The sequence below is a fragment of the Phaeobacter sp. LSS9 genome (genome assembly GCF_003443595.1).
Classification (GTDB): Bacteria; Pseudomonadota; Alphaproteobacteria; order Rhodobacterales; family Rhodobacteraceae; genus Phaeobacter; species Phaeobacter piscinae.
Genome location: NZ_CP031957.1, coordinates 101,781 through 115,932, shown reverse-complemented (window position 1 = coordinate 115,932; position 14,152 = coordinate 101,781). Strand labels below are relative to the sequence as shown.

Below are 14,152 nucleotides of genomic sequence, written 5' to 3'. Positions count from 1 at the left end.
GATCGCTTGGTGATAGCCCGGGCAGCAGAGGCAAAGGTTGTGCAAGCGCAAGGTTTGGCGCGATTGCCACTGCTAGCCTAACCTCAGAGAGAGGATTGACCCGTCATGCCGCCGCCAAAACTGGACGACCCCGACCTGCCGCTGGATATCCTTATGACGACCTGGCCGGAGACGGTCCGGGTCTTCATGGACCACGATATGCTCTGTGTTGGCTGTATGGTCAGCCCGTTTCATTCCGTCAGCGAAGCCTGCGCGGAATATCATCTGGATGAAGAGGTGTTTCGCGCCGCGCTGGCAGACGCCATTGAACTCGCGCGCCAGAACCGGGGCTGATCCCGGTTTTCCATCCGATCAGAAGATGTCGGTGCAGCGGAGGCACACCACGCCTGCTCCGCGCCGGTGGCACCGTTATGGATCGCTGAGGAGCATCAGCCGATGAGGGTCACAGATGATGATTTTCTTGCGCTTGCTGCTGACCATCCCGTCCTTCTCCCAGGCGCTGAGCAGGCGGCTGACCGTGTGCAACGTGGTGCCTGTGAGTTCTGAAACATCCTGACGGGTGATCGGAAATCCGATCTCGATCCCCTGCGCGACCTTGGTGCCGGATTGATTGATCAATCGCAGCAAAGCCCGGGCAACCCGTTGTTCGACATGTTGTGTCGACATCTCCATGATGCGGGTGTTCATCTCGCCAATACGGGCGCCGACCGTTTTATAGGTCTCTGTGGCAAAGCCTGGGTAGTCGGCGATGAAACTGTCCCACAGCGCAGTTGGCCAGGAGAGGATCAGCGCCTCGCTCGCGGCAACGGCGGTGGCTGGATAACTGTCGCGCCCCAGTGCCCGTGCAATTCCGAACAACTGGCCGGGCGGAATATGCAGGGAGGTCACCTGTTCACCGTCGCTGGAGATCCGTACGACCCGAATGGTGCCATCCAGCAGCAAGTAAAATGTCTCCGCAGGATCACCTTCGGCAAAAACCGTTTGCCCAGGCTCAACGCCACGACTGCTGGCGTGATCAAGGATCGTGCGGATCTGCGCGTCGGCCAGCTGCGAGAACGGTGGCAGCGGGCGAAGCAGGCTTTCATGTAGGTTGCGCACGGCATCTCCGAACAAGCGTTGTCATGATCCTAAAACAAAACCGGGGGGGCGTCACCCGCGCGGTGCTTTGACCGCGGGTTGGTCAGCCAAAAAACCGCCGCTGTCTTTGCGCTGCCGCAACGTCTCGAATTTGGTGATCAGCTAAATTTATCGCGACATCAGCAAACGCGGCTCGCCCACGGCGGACCACGCCTAAGACAAGGAGAGCGACAATGACCAAACGTTTCAACCCCGGGCTTGCGCAAACAAGCCGTCGCAATGTGCTGCGCGGAACCGTTCTGGCCGGTGCTGCGGCGATGACCGGTGGGCTGGCTTCCTCGGCAAACGGGGCCGGTCGTCGGGCAGCGGTGCCGCCATTGCGCGGCGCGGCGCCCCAGTTCATTCAAGCCGAAGCGCAGGCACAGGCGGAGGCTGCCCCGGTGGATCTGTCGGGATACACCCGCGTTAAACAGGAACTGGTTGCGCCGCCGTTCGCCCCCAAACATGAGCAGGTAGCATCCGGCGGGCCGAAAATCGTCGAGATTGAATTGATCACCGAAGAGCGGCTGATGGTGGTGGATGAAGACACCGGTGCCGAGATCTGGGCGCTGACCTACAACGGGTCTGTTCCCGGCCCGCTGATCATCGTGCATGAGGGCGATTATGTCGAACTCACCCTGCGCAATCCGACAGACAGCCAGATGGAACACAACATCGACTTTCACGCCTCCACCGGGGCGCTGGGGGGCGGCGGTCTCACCCATGTTTTCCCGGGCGAAGAAACTGTTCTGCGCTGGAAAGCAACCAAACCCGGCTGCTTCACCTATCACTGCGCACCTGGCGGCGCGATGATCCCCTACCATGTTACCCATGGGATGAATGGTGCCATCATGGTGCTGCCGCGCGATGGCCTCGAAGACGGTGAGGGCAATCCGCTGCGCTATGACAGCATCGCCTATATCGGCGAACAGGATTACTATCTGCCGATGGACGAAAACGGCGACTATCGCACCTATGAACTGGCAGGCGACGATTACGCTGACAGTATGGACGCGATGCGGACGCTGGTGCCGACCCATTCGGTTTTCAACGGCGCTGTCGGTGCCCTGACCGGCGACAACGCACTGCGCGCGAAGGTCGGCGAGACGGTTCTGATGATCCACAATCAGGCCAACCGCGACTCCCGTCCGCACCTGATCGGCGGCCACGGCAATTATGTCTGGGAGACCGGGTCATTCACCGATGCGCCGCTCACAGGTATCGAGAGCTGGTTCGTGCGTGGCGGCAGCGCCATGGCAGCGATGTACACCTTCGAACAGCCTGGCGTTTATGCCTATGTGAACCACAATCTGATTGAGGCGGTTCTGCTGGGGGCCACTGCCCACTTCGTCGTGGATGGCGCCTGGGATAATGCGCTGATGGAACAGGTGGTTGCGCCGCGCAGCTTTGAAACCTGAACCGGCGCACTGCGTATAACGACCATAGGAGAGCACCATGACCGCTGCCACATTGCACCGCCCCGCTGACCGGATTGTCCTGTTGGGTCTGGGCGCCCTTGTGGCGGCGCTGGTCCTGTTGGTCGCCATATTCCTTCCCCGTGTGTCTGTCGGACCTGCGGGGGAGGACATCCTTCAGCCAGAGCTGGTGCCTGCGACTGCAACGGCGGGCGGTCAGCATATCATTTATGTCATGAAACATGAGGTCACGGTAGCAGAGTGGAACCGCTGCCATGCCGACGGCGTGTGCGCGCTGAACCTGCGCACACGCCCCAATCAGGATGCCGCGACCACGCCCGCAACCGGGCTGAGCTATCTTGACGTGGGCGAATATCTGGCTTGGATCAACGCCCGCAGCGATGGCGGATATCGCCTGCCGCGTGTGGCGGAATGGGAGCATCTCGCAGCACCCGTGCTCCCGGAAGAGCCTGATCCGATCTTCACAGATCCAGATCTAACCTGGGCGTCGACCTATCTTTTGGGCGAACAAAAGAGCCGGGCGCTGCGCCCGCAAGGCAGCTATACGACATCACCGGATGGGATTGTCGATCTCGACGGCAACGTCTGGGAGTGGACACAGGATTGCTACGCCGGTGCCTCCGGCGCCAGTTCAAGCCGCTGTCCAGCGTATTTTGTGGCAGGCGAACATTTGGCAGCCGTTCCATTCCTTGTCCGCGACCCGGCACGGGGCGGCTGTGCCGTAGGATCGCCGCCAGCACATCTGGGCCTGAGGCTGGTCCGGGATACTCCGCTTTAGCCTCAGACCGGGCGCACCGCCGCGAGGATGAAATCCAGAAGACTGCCCCGCAGCTGTCGCATTGGCACGTTGTCCAGCACGCTGCGGTAGGCGCTGCCTTCAATAAGTTCGACAATCATCTGCGCCGTTTCATTGGGGGCCAGCTGGCTCCTCATGTCACCCGCATGTGTCCCGCGTTCCAGAACCTTGGTAAGCGCGGTGACCAATGCGTTGCGATTGTCGAGAAAGAGGCGGGCGATATCCGGTTTTCGGATGGCTTCGCTGGTGATTTCCAGTCCTAGAATGACATTCTCCGGCACTGCGAGGTATTTCGCATAGGCTTTCACGAAGTTTTCGAGCAGCGTCATCGGGGCGCGTGGTTGTCCGAGCCCGTCGATAAAGGGGACAAGTTCCGCACGTTCCAGAGCGGCAATCTCCACCAGCACATCATGTTTGCCCGGGAAATGATTATAAAGATTGCCGAGGCTGACGCCTGCCCGATTTGCGATGTCGCGCACACCGGTCTGGTGGTAGCCGGTTTCGAGGAAACACATGATCGCCGCTTCGAGGATCTGCTGCCGTCGTTTGGCGGTCGTCTCAATCCGGGTGGGTTTGCGCGGGCCGTCTGACATCTGTGTCCTTGGCTGGTGTCTCCGTCGCATCGGCGCTCACCCATGCGATCTGCAGCATGATGTAGCTCCACCGTCAAAGGCAAGCAAGGCCGGGACGTTAGCCGCAGTCCTGCTGGCGGGCGGTGTGACTGGGCGAGTGGCCAAAGCGGGCCTTGTAATCGCGGGCGAAGCGGCCAAGGTGTGAAAACCCGTTGGAAAAGGCAGCGGTGGTCACATCCGGCGTGTCGGTCTGTGCCATCAGGTGATAATGCGCCGCATCCAGCCGAGCGTTGCGAAGCACGCGCATCGGGCTTTCGCCAAATGCACGGCGAAACCCGTTTTGCAGGGTGCGAATGTTCAGATCCACATGGGCTGCGATATCGCTCAGCTGGATTGGATTGCTCAGGTTGGCATGAATGTACTCCACTGCCGCTCGAATGCCGGGTGGCAGTGAGCCGTGGTCAGCGCGTTCGATGATATGAGAAATATTGCTGGGAAGCCGTGTCAGCAGCGCGCGTGCCAAATCCTCCTCCACCCGGAGATCGGAGCCACTTAGCGCGCCTTGGAACAGAACCCCAGCCTCAGCCGCTTGCACACAGGCGCAGACCATCTGCCTCAGGCGCTGCCCACCTTCGGAGTGGAGATCGACGCGGCTGGCGAAGCGGATTGGTCCTGGCAGTTCTGCCCGAATGATCTGACGCGCCACGGTTTCCAAATAGCCCCGGTCGATCTGTAGCAGCAGTTTGCGGCAGTCCGCGCCCCACTGCATTGTCGTGTCCCGGTCCGGATTGAGCAGCGTCGCAGTGCCTGCATTTGCAACGATATCCGAGCCGCGATGCCGGATATTGGCCTGACCGGACAGCGGGATCTGCAACAAATAGAAGGAATCCAACATGCCCGGATCAATGGTCACATCGGCACCATAATGCAGGTAGTTGATCGAACTGTGTCGCCCGGCCACGTGGTTGTGGCGGACTGCAAGATCTTGATGCCGCTGCGCAATATCCAATCGGTGATCGCAAAATTTCTGCCCGACCCGATGGCGTGCCTCATCCAGATCCCCGGTGCGCAGCAACGGGTGATTTTTCAGATATTCAACAGCCTCTGTCTGGGCAGCGATGGTCATCTCGCCTCCACGTCTGGTGGCTCCAGCTTAGATCGCTGCAACGATATTTCAAGCCTCAACCATTCTGGGATCAGAAGGGTTCGTTTTCTGGATAATCGGATTTTCGCTCTCGGTGCAGGCTGATCGTCGCAAAACAGTTTCAGGGAGGAAACCGCGATGGAAAAAGGGATCACCAAGGCAAGCGAGGGCATCCAGGGGATGTCCTGGACAGTGGTGGGGCAGACCTATGTCCCCAAATTGCTCAGCAATGATGCGTTCATCTGGGATGCGGTTTTGCCTGCCGATACGTTTGTACCGCCGCATATCCACCCCACGCAGGATGAATGGATCAGCGTTCTGGCGGGGGAGCTGGAGGTGGAATTTCTAGGCGATGTCCACAAGGCCGGACCCGGCGATACGGTGCGTATGCCAAAGGGTGAAGCCCACGCGATTTTCAACCGGTCCGGCGCAGAGGCGCATTGCGTTTTCGGCGTGGCGCCCGCGCGCAAGCTGTTTGATCTGTTCATTGAATTGGACGGCGTCACTGATCCGGCGGAACTGGTGCGCTTGTCTGCCCTGCATGAGGTCGATTTCCTGCCACCCCCTGCTGATGCCTGAGGTGGAAACGGGCCGGATCGCCATCTGACCCGTGGAATACATGCCAGCGACCGGTCCGCAGGGGGAGGCGGGCCGACAAATAAGGACCGCCTGCCGGGAGAGCGGGCCGGGAGGGGAGACCGCAATATGATAAGACGAAAGACAGTTGCCGTAATCGGAGGAGGTGTCAGCGGTTTGGCCGCAGCCAAAGCCTTTGACGAGCGCGGGCATCGGGTGATCGGGTTCGAACGCAGCCATGATTTTGGGGGTGTCTGGGAATTGTCACGCTCCTACCCGGACGTGCAGACACAATCGCCAAAAGATCTCTATTGCTACACCGACCATCCGATGCCCGCGGAGTACCCGGAATGGCCCAAGGGACCGCAGGTCCATGCTTATCTGCACTCCTATGCTGAGAAACACCGGCTGGCGCGGCTGTTCCGGCTTAATACCTCGATCACAGCGATGGATCGACGGCAGGACGACCAGCCCGGATGGACCCTCACACTTGAGGCCGCAGGGCGAACCTGGCAGCAGGATTTTGATTTTGTGGCAATCTGCACCGGTCAGTTTTCGGAGAAAAACATCATCCGCCATCGAGGTCAGGAGGAGTTTGTCGCGCGGGGTGGGCAGGTGATGCACTCATCGGATTACACGGATCCCAGCCTGATGGCGGGAAAGAACGTTGTCGTCCTTGGCGGGTCCAAGTCTGCGACCGATATTGCTGTAAATGCAGCCAAGAACGGGGCAAAATCTGTACGACTGGTCTACAGAGAGAACGTCTGGCGCGTGCCCTATTTCGTTGGCGGCATCAACTTCAAGAAACTGCTTTATATGCGAGCGCAAGAACAGCAATTCAATCAATGGGGCAAGACCGCCCTACAGCGCGTTATCGCCGCCGCGCTGAAGCCTCTGGTCTGGGCCAATTTTCGCGGGTTGGAAACCCTGCTGAAACTGCAACTGGGACTTAAGAAGCACAATATGGTGCCCACCACTCCCATTGAGAAGGAGGTGTCTTGCTCCGTGCCGATTGTGACGCCGGGTCTCTTTGAGGGGCTGAATGATGGCAGTATCAGATCCGTCATCGGCACCTTTGAGAGCTATCAGGAGGACGGTCTGCGGCTGAGCACTGGCGACGTGGTTCCCTGCGATATCGCCATTCTGGCGGTTGGCTGGAAGCTTGGCGTGCCCTATCTGGCGCAAGAGTACCGAGACAAGCTGATAGAGGACGACGGGCAGTATCGCGTCTACCGACTGTCGGTGAACCCGGAGCTGCCAGACATGGGGTTTGTGGGGTTCAATTCCAGTTTCTGCACAGTTCTGTCGGCCGAACTGATAGCCAATTGGCTGGTGCGCTATGCCGACGAGCAATTGGCCCATCAGCCGAACCGCGCTGAGATGGGCGACAGTATTGAAATGATGTTGAACTGGCGCCGCCGCGAGCGGCCAGCGGCGCAGGTCTACGGCGGGCTGTGCTCAGCCCCCTTTCATTTCAAGCACTTCGACGAACTTCTGTCGGATATGGGTGCGCGGGTGCACAAGCGCAAAAACCCGCTGGTGGAGCAATTTTCGCCGCCGGATGCCACAGCTTACGGGCAGTTTCTCGCCTCAACCCCGCAATACCAGGCTAGCTGACCACCGGCGCCATCAGGCAGGTCCAGAAATGGGGCGCAGCCCAAACCCTAGTCCCGCGCGCCGATCAAGCGCGCGCGGGTATCTTCGCCGGTGTCTCCCTCTGCCATGCGGGTGAAGGCGGCGCGCCAGCCTGCAGCGAGGTCCTCCATTTGTGCCAGCACAGCGGCATCTTCCGGTGAAACCTTACGGGTGAGCCGGGCGCGAGTGACACGCTGTACCGTCCAGTCTGGCTGTCGCCGTTCCATCAGAGTGATCTCATCCCCTGTCTGCGCGGTTCCGGGTTCAAGCACCCGGTAGTACCATCCGGTGCGTCCGGTTTTCTGAAACAGGTAGGGCATCCGTGTGTTGCCGGTATAGTGGCCCAGTTTCCAACAGGGTTGCCGCCCTTGGCTGATCTGAACGACGGCGGTGCCCAATCGCAGGATATCACCAATGCAGAGGGTGTCCTCGGTCAGACCCAAGCTTGCGATATTCTCACCAAAAGCGGCAGGCACCGAGGTGAGCGGCATCTCTGCTTCGTCCTGCCATAGGCGATAATGGTCGCTTGCGTAGTGATGGATCGCCTTATCCGCGCCGCCATGGACGGTTAGATCTGCCTGCGCATCCCTGGTGAAGCCGTCGAAGTCTATCTGCTGCGGCCCATGAACGGGGGTTTTGTGGATGGCAGTCGGAGCCTTGTCAGCCCAAGGGTTGGCAATGGGTCCGTGGAAAATCCCCGCTATCCGGGTTGAAAGGTCAGGTTGCATCATCTGAAAGCGCCTTATGTTCCACGCAAATTAACTCTCTGTCCCCGGGCTGAAGTGGAAGATTCAACAGGGTACAATAGCCATGGGCAGGGCCGGCATCGTGAAACTGGCAGGTTTTGCATAAGCCAAAAGCCCGCCCGCCACGGGCGTCCAATGCGGCCCGCAAGGTTGCCGCCAATGCGCTTTCCAACGCCTCTGCCACCTGATCCTCCAGCTCTGACAAGGCCACGCCGATGACAGAAGGCGCTTCTGCAAGTGCCACCCCTTCTGCGGTCAATCCATAGGAAATAGAGCGCTGATCACCGGTTTTGGGTTCCTCCTGAACAAATCCTTTGCGCGCGAGGGCCTTTAACGTCTGGGACATAGTGCCGCGTGTTGTCCCAAGGAACTCAGCCACGTGAGAGGGCGCTCTTGAGTATCGGTTGGCCCGCCCGAGGTAATCCAATGCAGCGTATTGAGCGGGGTTGAGGCTGCCCGACCATCCGCCAGCGGCGTCGATGCGGGCCAGACGATTGATCAGCGAACGAATGCGGGATTGTGATGTCATGAATTATTGGTATCGACTCGAAATCAATAATTCAATACGGTTTATTTGTAGCGACTCGCTACTATTAGACTGGAGACAACTATGACACGATTAGTAACACCGGCGGCCATCCTTGTACTTGGAGCGGGCAGCGCTGTTGCCGATGGCAATCATGCCGTGCACCAAAAGGGGGCTATACTGTCTGAAACAGACACCCAGAAAGTGGCCTCCTTTGACATTCTGGCGGCGCATGCGCACCGGGCTGGTAACACCGTCACCTTTCACATGACGACAAATGGCAATGCCGGGGCCGACACGCCAGAGCCCGTCGGTACGGTTGGCGGAGCAGGGGTGTTCTCATACGTCTGGCCGACTTCGCTGGACCCCGAGGCGGTCGGGTTTGAAGCGGGCACCGGAATCCTTGCGCTGGCAGCCACCAGCCATCCTGATTTTGACGACACGCCCCTGGTGGATGAGAACAATGATGGGGATACGGGCAATGATGGCCTGCTGTGGCACAGCCATTGGGTGGTCCTGACCCCGACCGAGGCCTGCGGCCCCGGCGCATTGGCGGTGCGTGACATTCCCGCAGGTGCCACGCCGCAGCTGCCAGCAACTTGGCCGGGCCTGCCTATCTATCTGGACAGCCCAGGCTTCACGCCATTGTTCGACGGGCCGGAAATTGCCGTAACGGTTGGCTTTCGCAGCGATGTAGACCTTGTCGGCGTGGCTTATGATGGCGTGACATCAGCCCTGCGGGTCAATGCCAACGTGCATGCTCCATTGCTCTGCGTGGTGGATGTCTTTGACATTGCATCCGGTGACCTGAGCCTGCCGGCACAGATCGATTAGCGGATCGGTGGCGCGGCAGGGGTGCCGCGCTGCCCCGCGGCAGGCTCACGCTGCATCCGCAGCGGTGACCGCTATAGGTTTCAGAGATTTAGCACCAGTTTATCTCCTTTGGCGCGGGAAACGCAGGTGCAGAGATAGCTGTTTGTCGCCTGTTCCTCAGGTGTGAGGATGCCATCGCGATGATCCACGTCCCCGTCGAGCACATCAACGAGACAAGCACCGCACAGACCCTCGGAACAGCCGAAATCCACCGCGATACCGTTGGCCTTTAGGACATCCAGAATGCTTTCGTCAGCAGACACCCGCAGCATTGTGCCGGTTGACTGGATTTCGATGTCAAAGCTGTCATTGCGACCGGTGTCCGTATCGGCGAGGGCCGCAAAACGTTCGAAATGGATGGTGCCACCGCGCATGACGCTGCCTGCCTCCAGCACCGCGTTCAGCATCGGCTCCGGCCCACAGGTGTAGACATCGCTGCCCATCGGCATTGACCGCAGAACCTCGGCCAGATCCAGCTGGCCGTCGGTATCGTCACAATGCAGGTGATAACGGTCCCCCAGATCCAGCGCGTGAAACTGCTGATCCATCGCGGCCAGATCCTGTGAGCGGACCAGATAGTAAACCTGAAAATCCCGTCGCGCATTCGCCAACTCACGCGCCATGGCCACCAAAGGTGTTGCACCAATTCCACCCGCAATCAGAGTGACATACTGCGCATCGGCATGCGAATTGGGCTGTAGTCTGAAGTTGTTACGAGGGGTGCCGAGCGCGATTTCATCCCCACATTGCAGCGCGTGCATGACACGCGATCCGCCACGGCCGTTGGCTTCCTGTTTGACGGCAATATTCAGCTGACGGCCATCCTGGCTCCAGTTCCAGATCGAATACTGCCGCACAAGGCCCTGACCCAGATGCACATCAACATGCGCACCGGGTTCCAGACCGGAAAACCGCCCCTCAAGTAGTTCAAAGGAAAAATCGGCGGTATCCGGGCTTAGTGCAGTTTTGCCAACAAGACGAGCGATCCGGGTGTCCATCTGCTGTCCATCCTCCAAGGGGGTGAATTGCTGTCTCTCAGAACCGCATTTGAGTTTGCCATTCAATTCGAAAAATACTCATACTCAGGTGAACTGATATAATGCCTAGCCACGCCCAACAGCAGAGCCACCATGTCCAGACGCCACTATGACCTGCCGCCCCTTACGACATTGGCGGCCTTCGAAACCGCCGCGCGCCATCTCAGTTTCAAGAATGCCGCGCAGGAGCTATCTGTCACACCAGGCGCGGTCAGCCATCAGATCAAGGCGCTGGAAGGAGAGCTTGGTGTTACCCTGTTTCAGCGAAAACACCGTGGTGTCGAACTCACCCGTGAGGGGCAGGGGCTGTATGAGAGTTTGGCCACATCGTTCCGGCAAATCTCGCGCCAGCTGTCAAAAACCCGACAAATGGGTGAGGAAGACGCGGTAACAGTCGGATCGACCACAGCAGTGGCAGCGCTTTGGCTATCTCCAGTGATTATCCAGTTCTGGCGGGAGTACCCGGATCTGAACATTCATCAGATCACGCAGGACCGCCCATTTCATGACACACGGGAGTTTGATTTTTTTATCCGCTATGGACGGGACAGTGATGCCACACTGGCGCATACCGCAATCTACCGTGATCAACTGGTGCCCGTGGCGCGGCCTGATCTTGCGGCGGGGCTTAGCGGGGCTGCCCTGCAGGAGCTATCACAGCAACGGCTGATCCACCTGCAAAGCGCCAGCCAGAGTTGGACAACCTGGGCCGACTGGTTCCACGAATTGGGCCACAAGGGCGACATTGCTGCTGGCACCCGGGTGACCAGCTATTCGGTTGCGCTGCAAATCGCACGAAAAGGTGCAGGCGTTGCGCTTGGGTGGCGGCGACTGATCCAGCCGATGCTGGACAGCGGCAAGCTTACGATTGTTGGCCATCATAGTGTTCCGGCACCACGGGAATTTTATCTGGTCGGGTTGCCTGAGGATGAACTCTCTCCCAATGCGCTCAAACTGAAACAATGGATCCTGTCGCAAGCGCGCGATGCATCAGTTTAGTAATTCTCATCCATGAATGAAGTTTTCTCCTATTGAGCGCAGTCGGTCTGCGCCTCCAATAGGGCAGCCACCTTCGCCATGGAGAGTTCGATGAACACACATAGCCCGCTGTCGTCCGTGCTGGCCCCGGTTAACACTGCCAACGGCCTGCCAAATGAGCATTACGTCGATCCACGCGTTTTTGACGAAGAAAAGAAATCCGTACTGTTCGCGAATTGGTCGGGCATCGGCTTTGGCAAGGACATACCGGAGGCAGGGGACGCCAAGCCGGTTGATTTCCTCGGCATGCCGCTGCTGCTGGTGCGGGATCGTACGGGCGAGATCGGCGTATTTCAGAACACCTGCCGTCATCGCGGCATGATCCTTGTCGACAAACCGCAGAAGATCCGTGGTGCCATCCGTTGCCCATATCACAGCTGGTGCTACGGGCTGAACGGCGCATTGCGAACAACGCCGCATGTTGGCGGACCGGGGCAAAACACCCATGAGGATGTCGATATGGATAAGCTGGGTCTGATCCGTATCCGCTCACATATCTGGCGGGATGTGATTTTTGTAAATGTCGATGGGCAGGCGCCTGACTTCACTGAGGTTCATGCCGGGTTGTTGAAGCGCTGGCAGGAATTTGAGACGCCGATCCATCATGGCGGCGAAGGATCCTCGCTGAAACTGGAGGTCGCAACCAACTGGAAACTGGCGGTCGAAAACTACTGCGAGAGTTATCACCTGCCTTGGGTGCATCCGGGTCTCAACAGCTACTCCCGACTGGAAGATCACTACAATATTGAGGAACGCGGGCAATATTCGGGTCAGGGCACCTTGGTTTATCGCCAGCTGACCGACGAGGGGGGCGCCAAACTGCCCGATTTTGCGGGATTGAGTGACCAATGGGATGAAGGTGCTGAATATATCGCAGTCTATCCCAATGTCCTGCTGGGTGTGCAGCGTGATCATAGTTTCGCGATCGTTCTGGAACCAAAGGATTGCGGCCATACGGTTGAACATATTGAGCTTTACTATGCCCAAAGCGAGCGGGACACGCCGGAGCTAGACGGGTTGCGCGCCTCCAATGCGCAACTGTGGAAGACTGTTTTTGAGGAAGATGTCTTTGTCGTCGAAGGCATGCAAAAAGGCCGCCACGGGATATTGTTCGATGGTGGGCGTTTCTCTCCGGCGATGGACGGGCCGACGCATAACTTTCACCATTGGGTCGCAACGCAGGTTCAAAAAGGGCGCGCGGCATGAGCGATTTTCTGCGCGATGGTCTGGCGCGGAACTACCTCGCCGGGTCCTGGATCGAAGGGGACGGCGGCGCGCGTTTGGCGGTTGAGGATCCCGGCACGGCACAGGATTTTGCCGATGCGGCGATGGCCGGGGAGGCCACATTGGCCCGTGCGCTGGAGGCCGCGCGGGCCTCTTTTGAACGAGGGGATCTGGCGGATTTGCAGCCCTCGGCCCGAGGGCGGTTGCTGCTGCGCGTGGCGCGTGAAATTCGCGCCATCAAGGCGGAAGGCGCAGAGATCCTCTGCCGCGAAAGCGGTAAGACATTGGATGCCGCAAGGGACGAATTCGAAGAAGCCGCCTTGTATTTTGAATACTATGGTGGCGTTGCCGACAAGATTGAAGGGAAGTCGATCCCCCTGGGGCCGGACTACGTCGACTATACGATATATGAGCCACATGGCGTGTCCGCACAGGTGGTGCCTTGGAATTTTCCGGTGTCTATCGCCGCTCGGTCGTTGGCGCCGTCAATGGCGGCGGGGAACGCCACAATTATCAAGTCGCCTGAGCTGGATCCAATCGCGCTCGCGCTGCTGGGCACGGCACTGGAACGCGCCGAGGTGCCTGCGGGCGCAGTTTCAATCCTGAATGGCATCGGCGGCGATCTTGGCGCGCGTCTGGTCGCCAGCAGTGAGGTCGATCAGATCGTTTTTACCGGATCGGTACCTACCGGGCAGGCGATCCTGCGGGCTGCCGCTGACACGGTGACCCCGTCCCTGATGGAGCTGGGCGGCAAATCTGCCGCGGTGGTGTTTGCCGATGCGGATCTGGATGGGCTGATGGGAAGCCTGCAATCGGGGATTTTCTTCAATGCCGGTCAGGTCTGTTCGGCCATGGCACGGGTTCTGGTGCATCGCTCGATCTATGACGAGGTCGTGGCCCGTGCGGTGTCGTTGGCTGATGGGCTCAAGGTCGGGTACGGCATGGACAATCCAGAGCACACGCCAGTGATCTCCGCAACGCAGCTATCGCGGATCGAAGCGCTGATCGCCACCGCAGGGCAGGACGGCGCCCGTATAGCCGCTGGTGGAGCACGGCTGGAGCGTGAGGGCCATTTCATGGCGCCGACGATTTTGTCTAACGTCAACCCAAACGCCCGCGTTGCCCAGGAAGAGATCTTTGGACCGGTGACCTGCATCACCCCATTCGAGACTGAGGCCGAGGCAATCGCCATAGCCAATGGCACGGAGTTCGGTCTCGTCGCCGGGGTATTTACCCGTGATCTGGCACGGTCGCACCGCGTTGCGCGCAAACTTCGCGCCGGTCAGGTGTTTGTCAATGAATGGTTCGCTGGTGGAATTTCCACCCCGTTTGGCGGCATCGGCAAATCTGGCTTTGGCCGCGAGAAAGGCTTGGAAGCGCTGTATAACTATGTGCGGACCAAGAATATCGCAATTTCGCTGAAGGGCTGAGGC

Annotated in this window: 15 protein-coding genes; 9 read left to right on the top strand and 6 right to left on the bottom strand. The window is 59.1% G+C overall.

Annotated features, from left to right (window positions below; all coding sequences use genetic code 11):
- Positions 1 to 105: 105 nt before the first annotated feature.
- A complete protein-coding gene (locus D1820_RS17845; RefSeq protein WP_118070445.1) occupies positions 106 to 333 on the top strand; it encodes a DUF1858 domain-containing protein in 228 nt (75 codons plus the stop codon).
- 75 nt (positions 334 to 408) lie between these two features.
- Here D1820_RS17845 and D1820_RS17840 read toward each other — a convergent pair whose 3' ends face one another.
- Positions 409 to 1,098 (bottom strand): Crp/Fnr family transcriptional regulator, encoded by a 690-nt coding sequence (locus D1820_RS17840; RefSeq protein ID WP_162894130.1) that lies wholly within the window; start codon positions 1,096 to 1,098, stop codon positions 409 to 411.
- A 212-nt stretch (positions 1,099 to 1,310) separates the two neighbouring features.
- Between D1820_RS17840 and nirK the strand changes: the two genes are divergently transcribed.
- Entirely contained in the window at positions 1,311 to 2,534 is a 1,224-nt protein-coding gene (nirK, locus tag D1820_RS17835; RefSeq protein WP_118070441.1) for a copper-containing nitrite reductase, read from the top strand.
- 37 nt (positions 2,535 to 2,571) lie between these two features.
- Positions 2,572 to 3,330 carry an SUMF1/EgtB/PvdO family nonheme iron enzyme gene (locus tag D1820_RS17830; RefSeq protein ID WP_254683402.1) on the top strand — a complete coding sequence of 253 codons (759 nt, stop codon included), beginning with the start codon at positions 2,572 to 2,574 and terminating at the stop codon, positions 3,328 to 3,330.
- Positions 3,331 to 3,332: 2 nt separating this feature from the next.
- Here D1820_RS17830 and D1820_RS17825 read toward each other — a convergent pair whose 3' ends face one another.
- On the bottom strand, positions 3,333 to 3,941 hold the full coding sequence (locus tag D1820_RS17825) for a TetR/AcrR family transcriptional regulator (RefSeq protein WP_118070439.1): 609 nt from the start codon (positions 3,939 to 3,941) through the stop codon (positions 3,333 to 3,335).
- A gap of 97 nt (positions 3,942 to 4,038) precedes the next feature.
- A complete protein-coding gene (locus D1820_RS17820) occupies positions 4,039 to 5,046 on the bottom strand; it encodes an AraC family transcriptional regulator (protein WP_118070437.1) in 1,008 nt (335 codons plus the stop codon).
- Positions 5,047 to 5,202: 156 nt separating this feature from the next.
- On the opposite strand from D1820_RS17820, the gene D1820_RS17815 reads away from it, so the two are divergent.
- Together D1820_RS17815 and D1820_RS17810 are read left to right on the top strand one after the other, a co-directional pair.
- The gene (locus D1820_RS17815) at positions 5,203 to 5,643 is read left to right on the top strand and encodes a cupin domain-containing protein (protein ID WP_118070435.1); all 441 of its coding nucleotides are present in this window, start codon (positions 5,203 to 5,205) and stop codon (positions 5,641 to 5,643) included.
- 126 nt (positions 5,644 to 5,769) lie between these two features.
- The gene (locus D1820_RS17810; RefSeq protein WP_118070433.1) at positions 5,770 to 7,257 is read left to right on the top strand and encodes an NAD(P)/FAD-dependent oxidoreductase; all 1,488 of its coding nucleotides are present in this window, start codon (positions 5,770 to 5,772) and stop codon (positions 7,255 to 7,257) included.
- Positions 7,258 to 7,304: 47 nt separating this feature from the next.
- Here the strand turns inward: D1820_RS17810 and D1820_RS17805 are convergent, their stop codons facing one another.
- Positions 7,305 to 8,006, bottom strand: coding sequence for an MOSC domain-containing protein (locus tag D1820_RS17805; protein WP_118070432.1), 702 nt, complete (start codon positions 8,004 to 8,006; stop codon positions 7,305 to 7,307).
- Entirely contained in the window at positions 7,993 to 8,550 is a 558-nt protein-coding gene (locus D1820_RS17800) for a MarR family transcriptional regulator (protein WP_118070430.1), read from the bottom strand. The genes D1820_RS17805 and D1820_RS17800 overlap by 14 nt, the downstream gene beginning before the upstream one ends.
- A gap of 81 nt (positions 8,551 to 8,631) precedes the next feature.
- On the opposite strand from D1820_RS17800, the gene D1820_RS17795 reads away from it, so the two are divergent.
- Complete coding sequence (locus D1820_RS17795) at positions 8,632 to 9,381, top strand: hypothetical protein (protein WP_118070428.1); 750 nt, start codon at positions 8,632 to 8,634, stop codon at positions 9,379 to 9,381.
- 80 nt (positions 9,382 to 9,461) lie between these two features.
- On the opposite strand, the gene D1820_RS17790 is transcribed toward D1820_RS17795, so the two are convergent.
- Positions 9,462 to 10,418, bottom strand: a complete 957-nt coding sequence (locus D1820_RS17790) for a PDR/VanB family oxidoreductase (protein ID WP_118070426.1) — start codon at positions 10,416 to 10,418, stop codon at positions 9,462 to 9,464.
- Positions 10,419 to 10,550: 132 nt separating this feature from the next.
- On the opposite strand from D1820_RS17790, the gene D1820_RS17785 reads away from it, so the two are divergent.
- The 3 genes from D1820_RS17785 (at position 10,551) to D1820_RS17775 (ending at position 14,149) form a co-directional block, all read left to right on the top strand.
- Entirely contained in the window at positions 10,551 to 11,456 is a 906-nt protein-coding gene (locus D1820_RS17785; RefSeq protein ID WP_118070424.1) for a LysR substrate-binding domain-containing protein, read from the top strand.
- Between the two features lie 90 nt (positions 11,457 to 11,546).
- A complete protein-coding gene (locus tag D1820_RS17780; RefSeq protein ID WP_040179802.1) occupies positions 11,547 to 12,701 on the top strand; it encodes an aromatic ring-hydroxylating dioxygenase subunit alpha in 1,155 nt (384 codons plus the stop codon).
- Positions 12,698 to 14,149, top strand: a complete 1,452-nt coding sequence (locus tag D1820_RS17775) for an aldehyde dehydrogenase family protein (protein ID WP_118070422.1) — start codon at positions 12,698 to 12,700, stop codon at positions 14,147 to 14,149. The genes D1820_RS17780 and D1820_RS17775 overlap by 4 nt, the downstream gene beginning before the upstream one ends.
- Positions 14,150 to 14,152 lie beyond the last annotated feature (3 nt).

What these genes read in the sequence shown, in the direction of transcription:
- D1820_RS17845 (WP_118070445.1), top strand. Translation starts at nt 106, where the DNA reads ATGCCGCCGCCAAAACTGGACGACCCCGACCTGCCGCTGGATATCCTT.
- nirK (WP_118070441.1), top strand. Translation starts at nt 1,311, where the DNA reads ATGACCAAACGTTTCAACCCCGGGCTTGCGCAAACAAGCCGTCGCAAT.
- D1820_RS17830 (WP_254683402.1), top strand. Translation starts at nt 2,572, where the DNA reads ATGACCGCTGCCACATTGCACCGCCCCGCTGACCGGATTGTCCTGTTG.
- D1820_RS17825 (WP_118070439.1), bottom strand. Translation starts at nt 3,941, where the DNA reads ATGTCAGACGGCCCGCGCAAACCCACCCGGATTGAGACGACCGCCAAA.
- D1820_RS17820 (WP_118070437.1), bottom strand. Translation starts at nt 5,046, where the DNA reads ATGACCATCGCTGCCCAGACAGAGGCTGTTGAATATCTGAAAAATCAC.
- D1820_RS17815 (WP_118070435.1), top strand. Translation starts at nt 5,203, where the DNA reads ATGGAAAAAGGGATCACCAAGGCAAGCGAGGGCATCCAGGGGATGTCC.
- D1820_RS17810 (WP_118070433.1), top strand. Translation starts at nt 5,770, where the DNA reads ATGATAAGACGAAAGACAGTTGCCGTAATCGGAGGAGGTGTCAGCGGT.
- D1820_RS17805 (WP_118070432.1), bottom strand. Translation starts at nt 8,006, where the DNA reads ATGATGCAACCTGACCTTTCAACCCGGATAGCGGGGATTTTCCACGGA.
- D1820_RS17800 (WP_118070430.1), bottom strand. Translation starts at nt 8,550, where the DNA reads ATGACATCACAATCCCGCATTCGTTCGCTGATCAATCGTCTGGCCCGC.
- D1820_RS17795 (WP_118070428.1), top strand. Translation starts at nt 8,632, where the DNA reads ATGACACGATTAGTAACACCGGCGGCCATCCTTGTACTTGGAGCGGGC.
- D1820_RS17790 (WP_118070426.1), bottom strand. Translation starts at nt 10,418, where the DNA reads ATGGACACCCGGATCGCTCGTCTTGTTGGCAAAACTGCACTAAGCCCG.
- D1820_RS17785 (WP_118070424.1), top strand. Translation starts at nt 10,551, where the DNA reads ATGTCCAGACGCCACTATGACCTGCCGCCCCTTACGACATTGGCGGCC.
- D1820_RS17780 (WP_040179802.1), top strand. Translation starts at nt 11,547, where the DNA reads ATGAACACACATAGCCCGCTGTCGTCCGTGCTGGCCCCGGTTAACACT.
- D1820_RS17775 (WP_118070422.1), top strand. Translation starts at nt 12,698, where the DNA reads ATGAGCGATTTTCTGCGCGATGGTCTGGCGCGGAACTACCTCGCCGGG.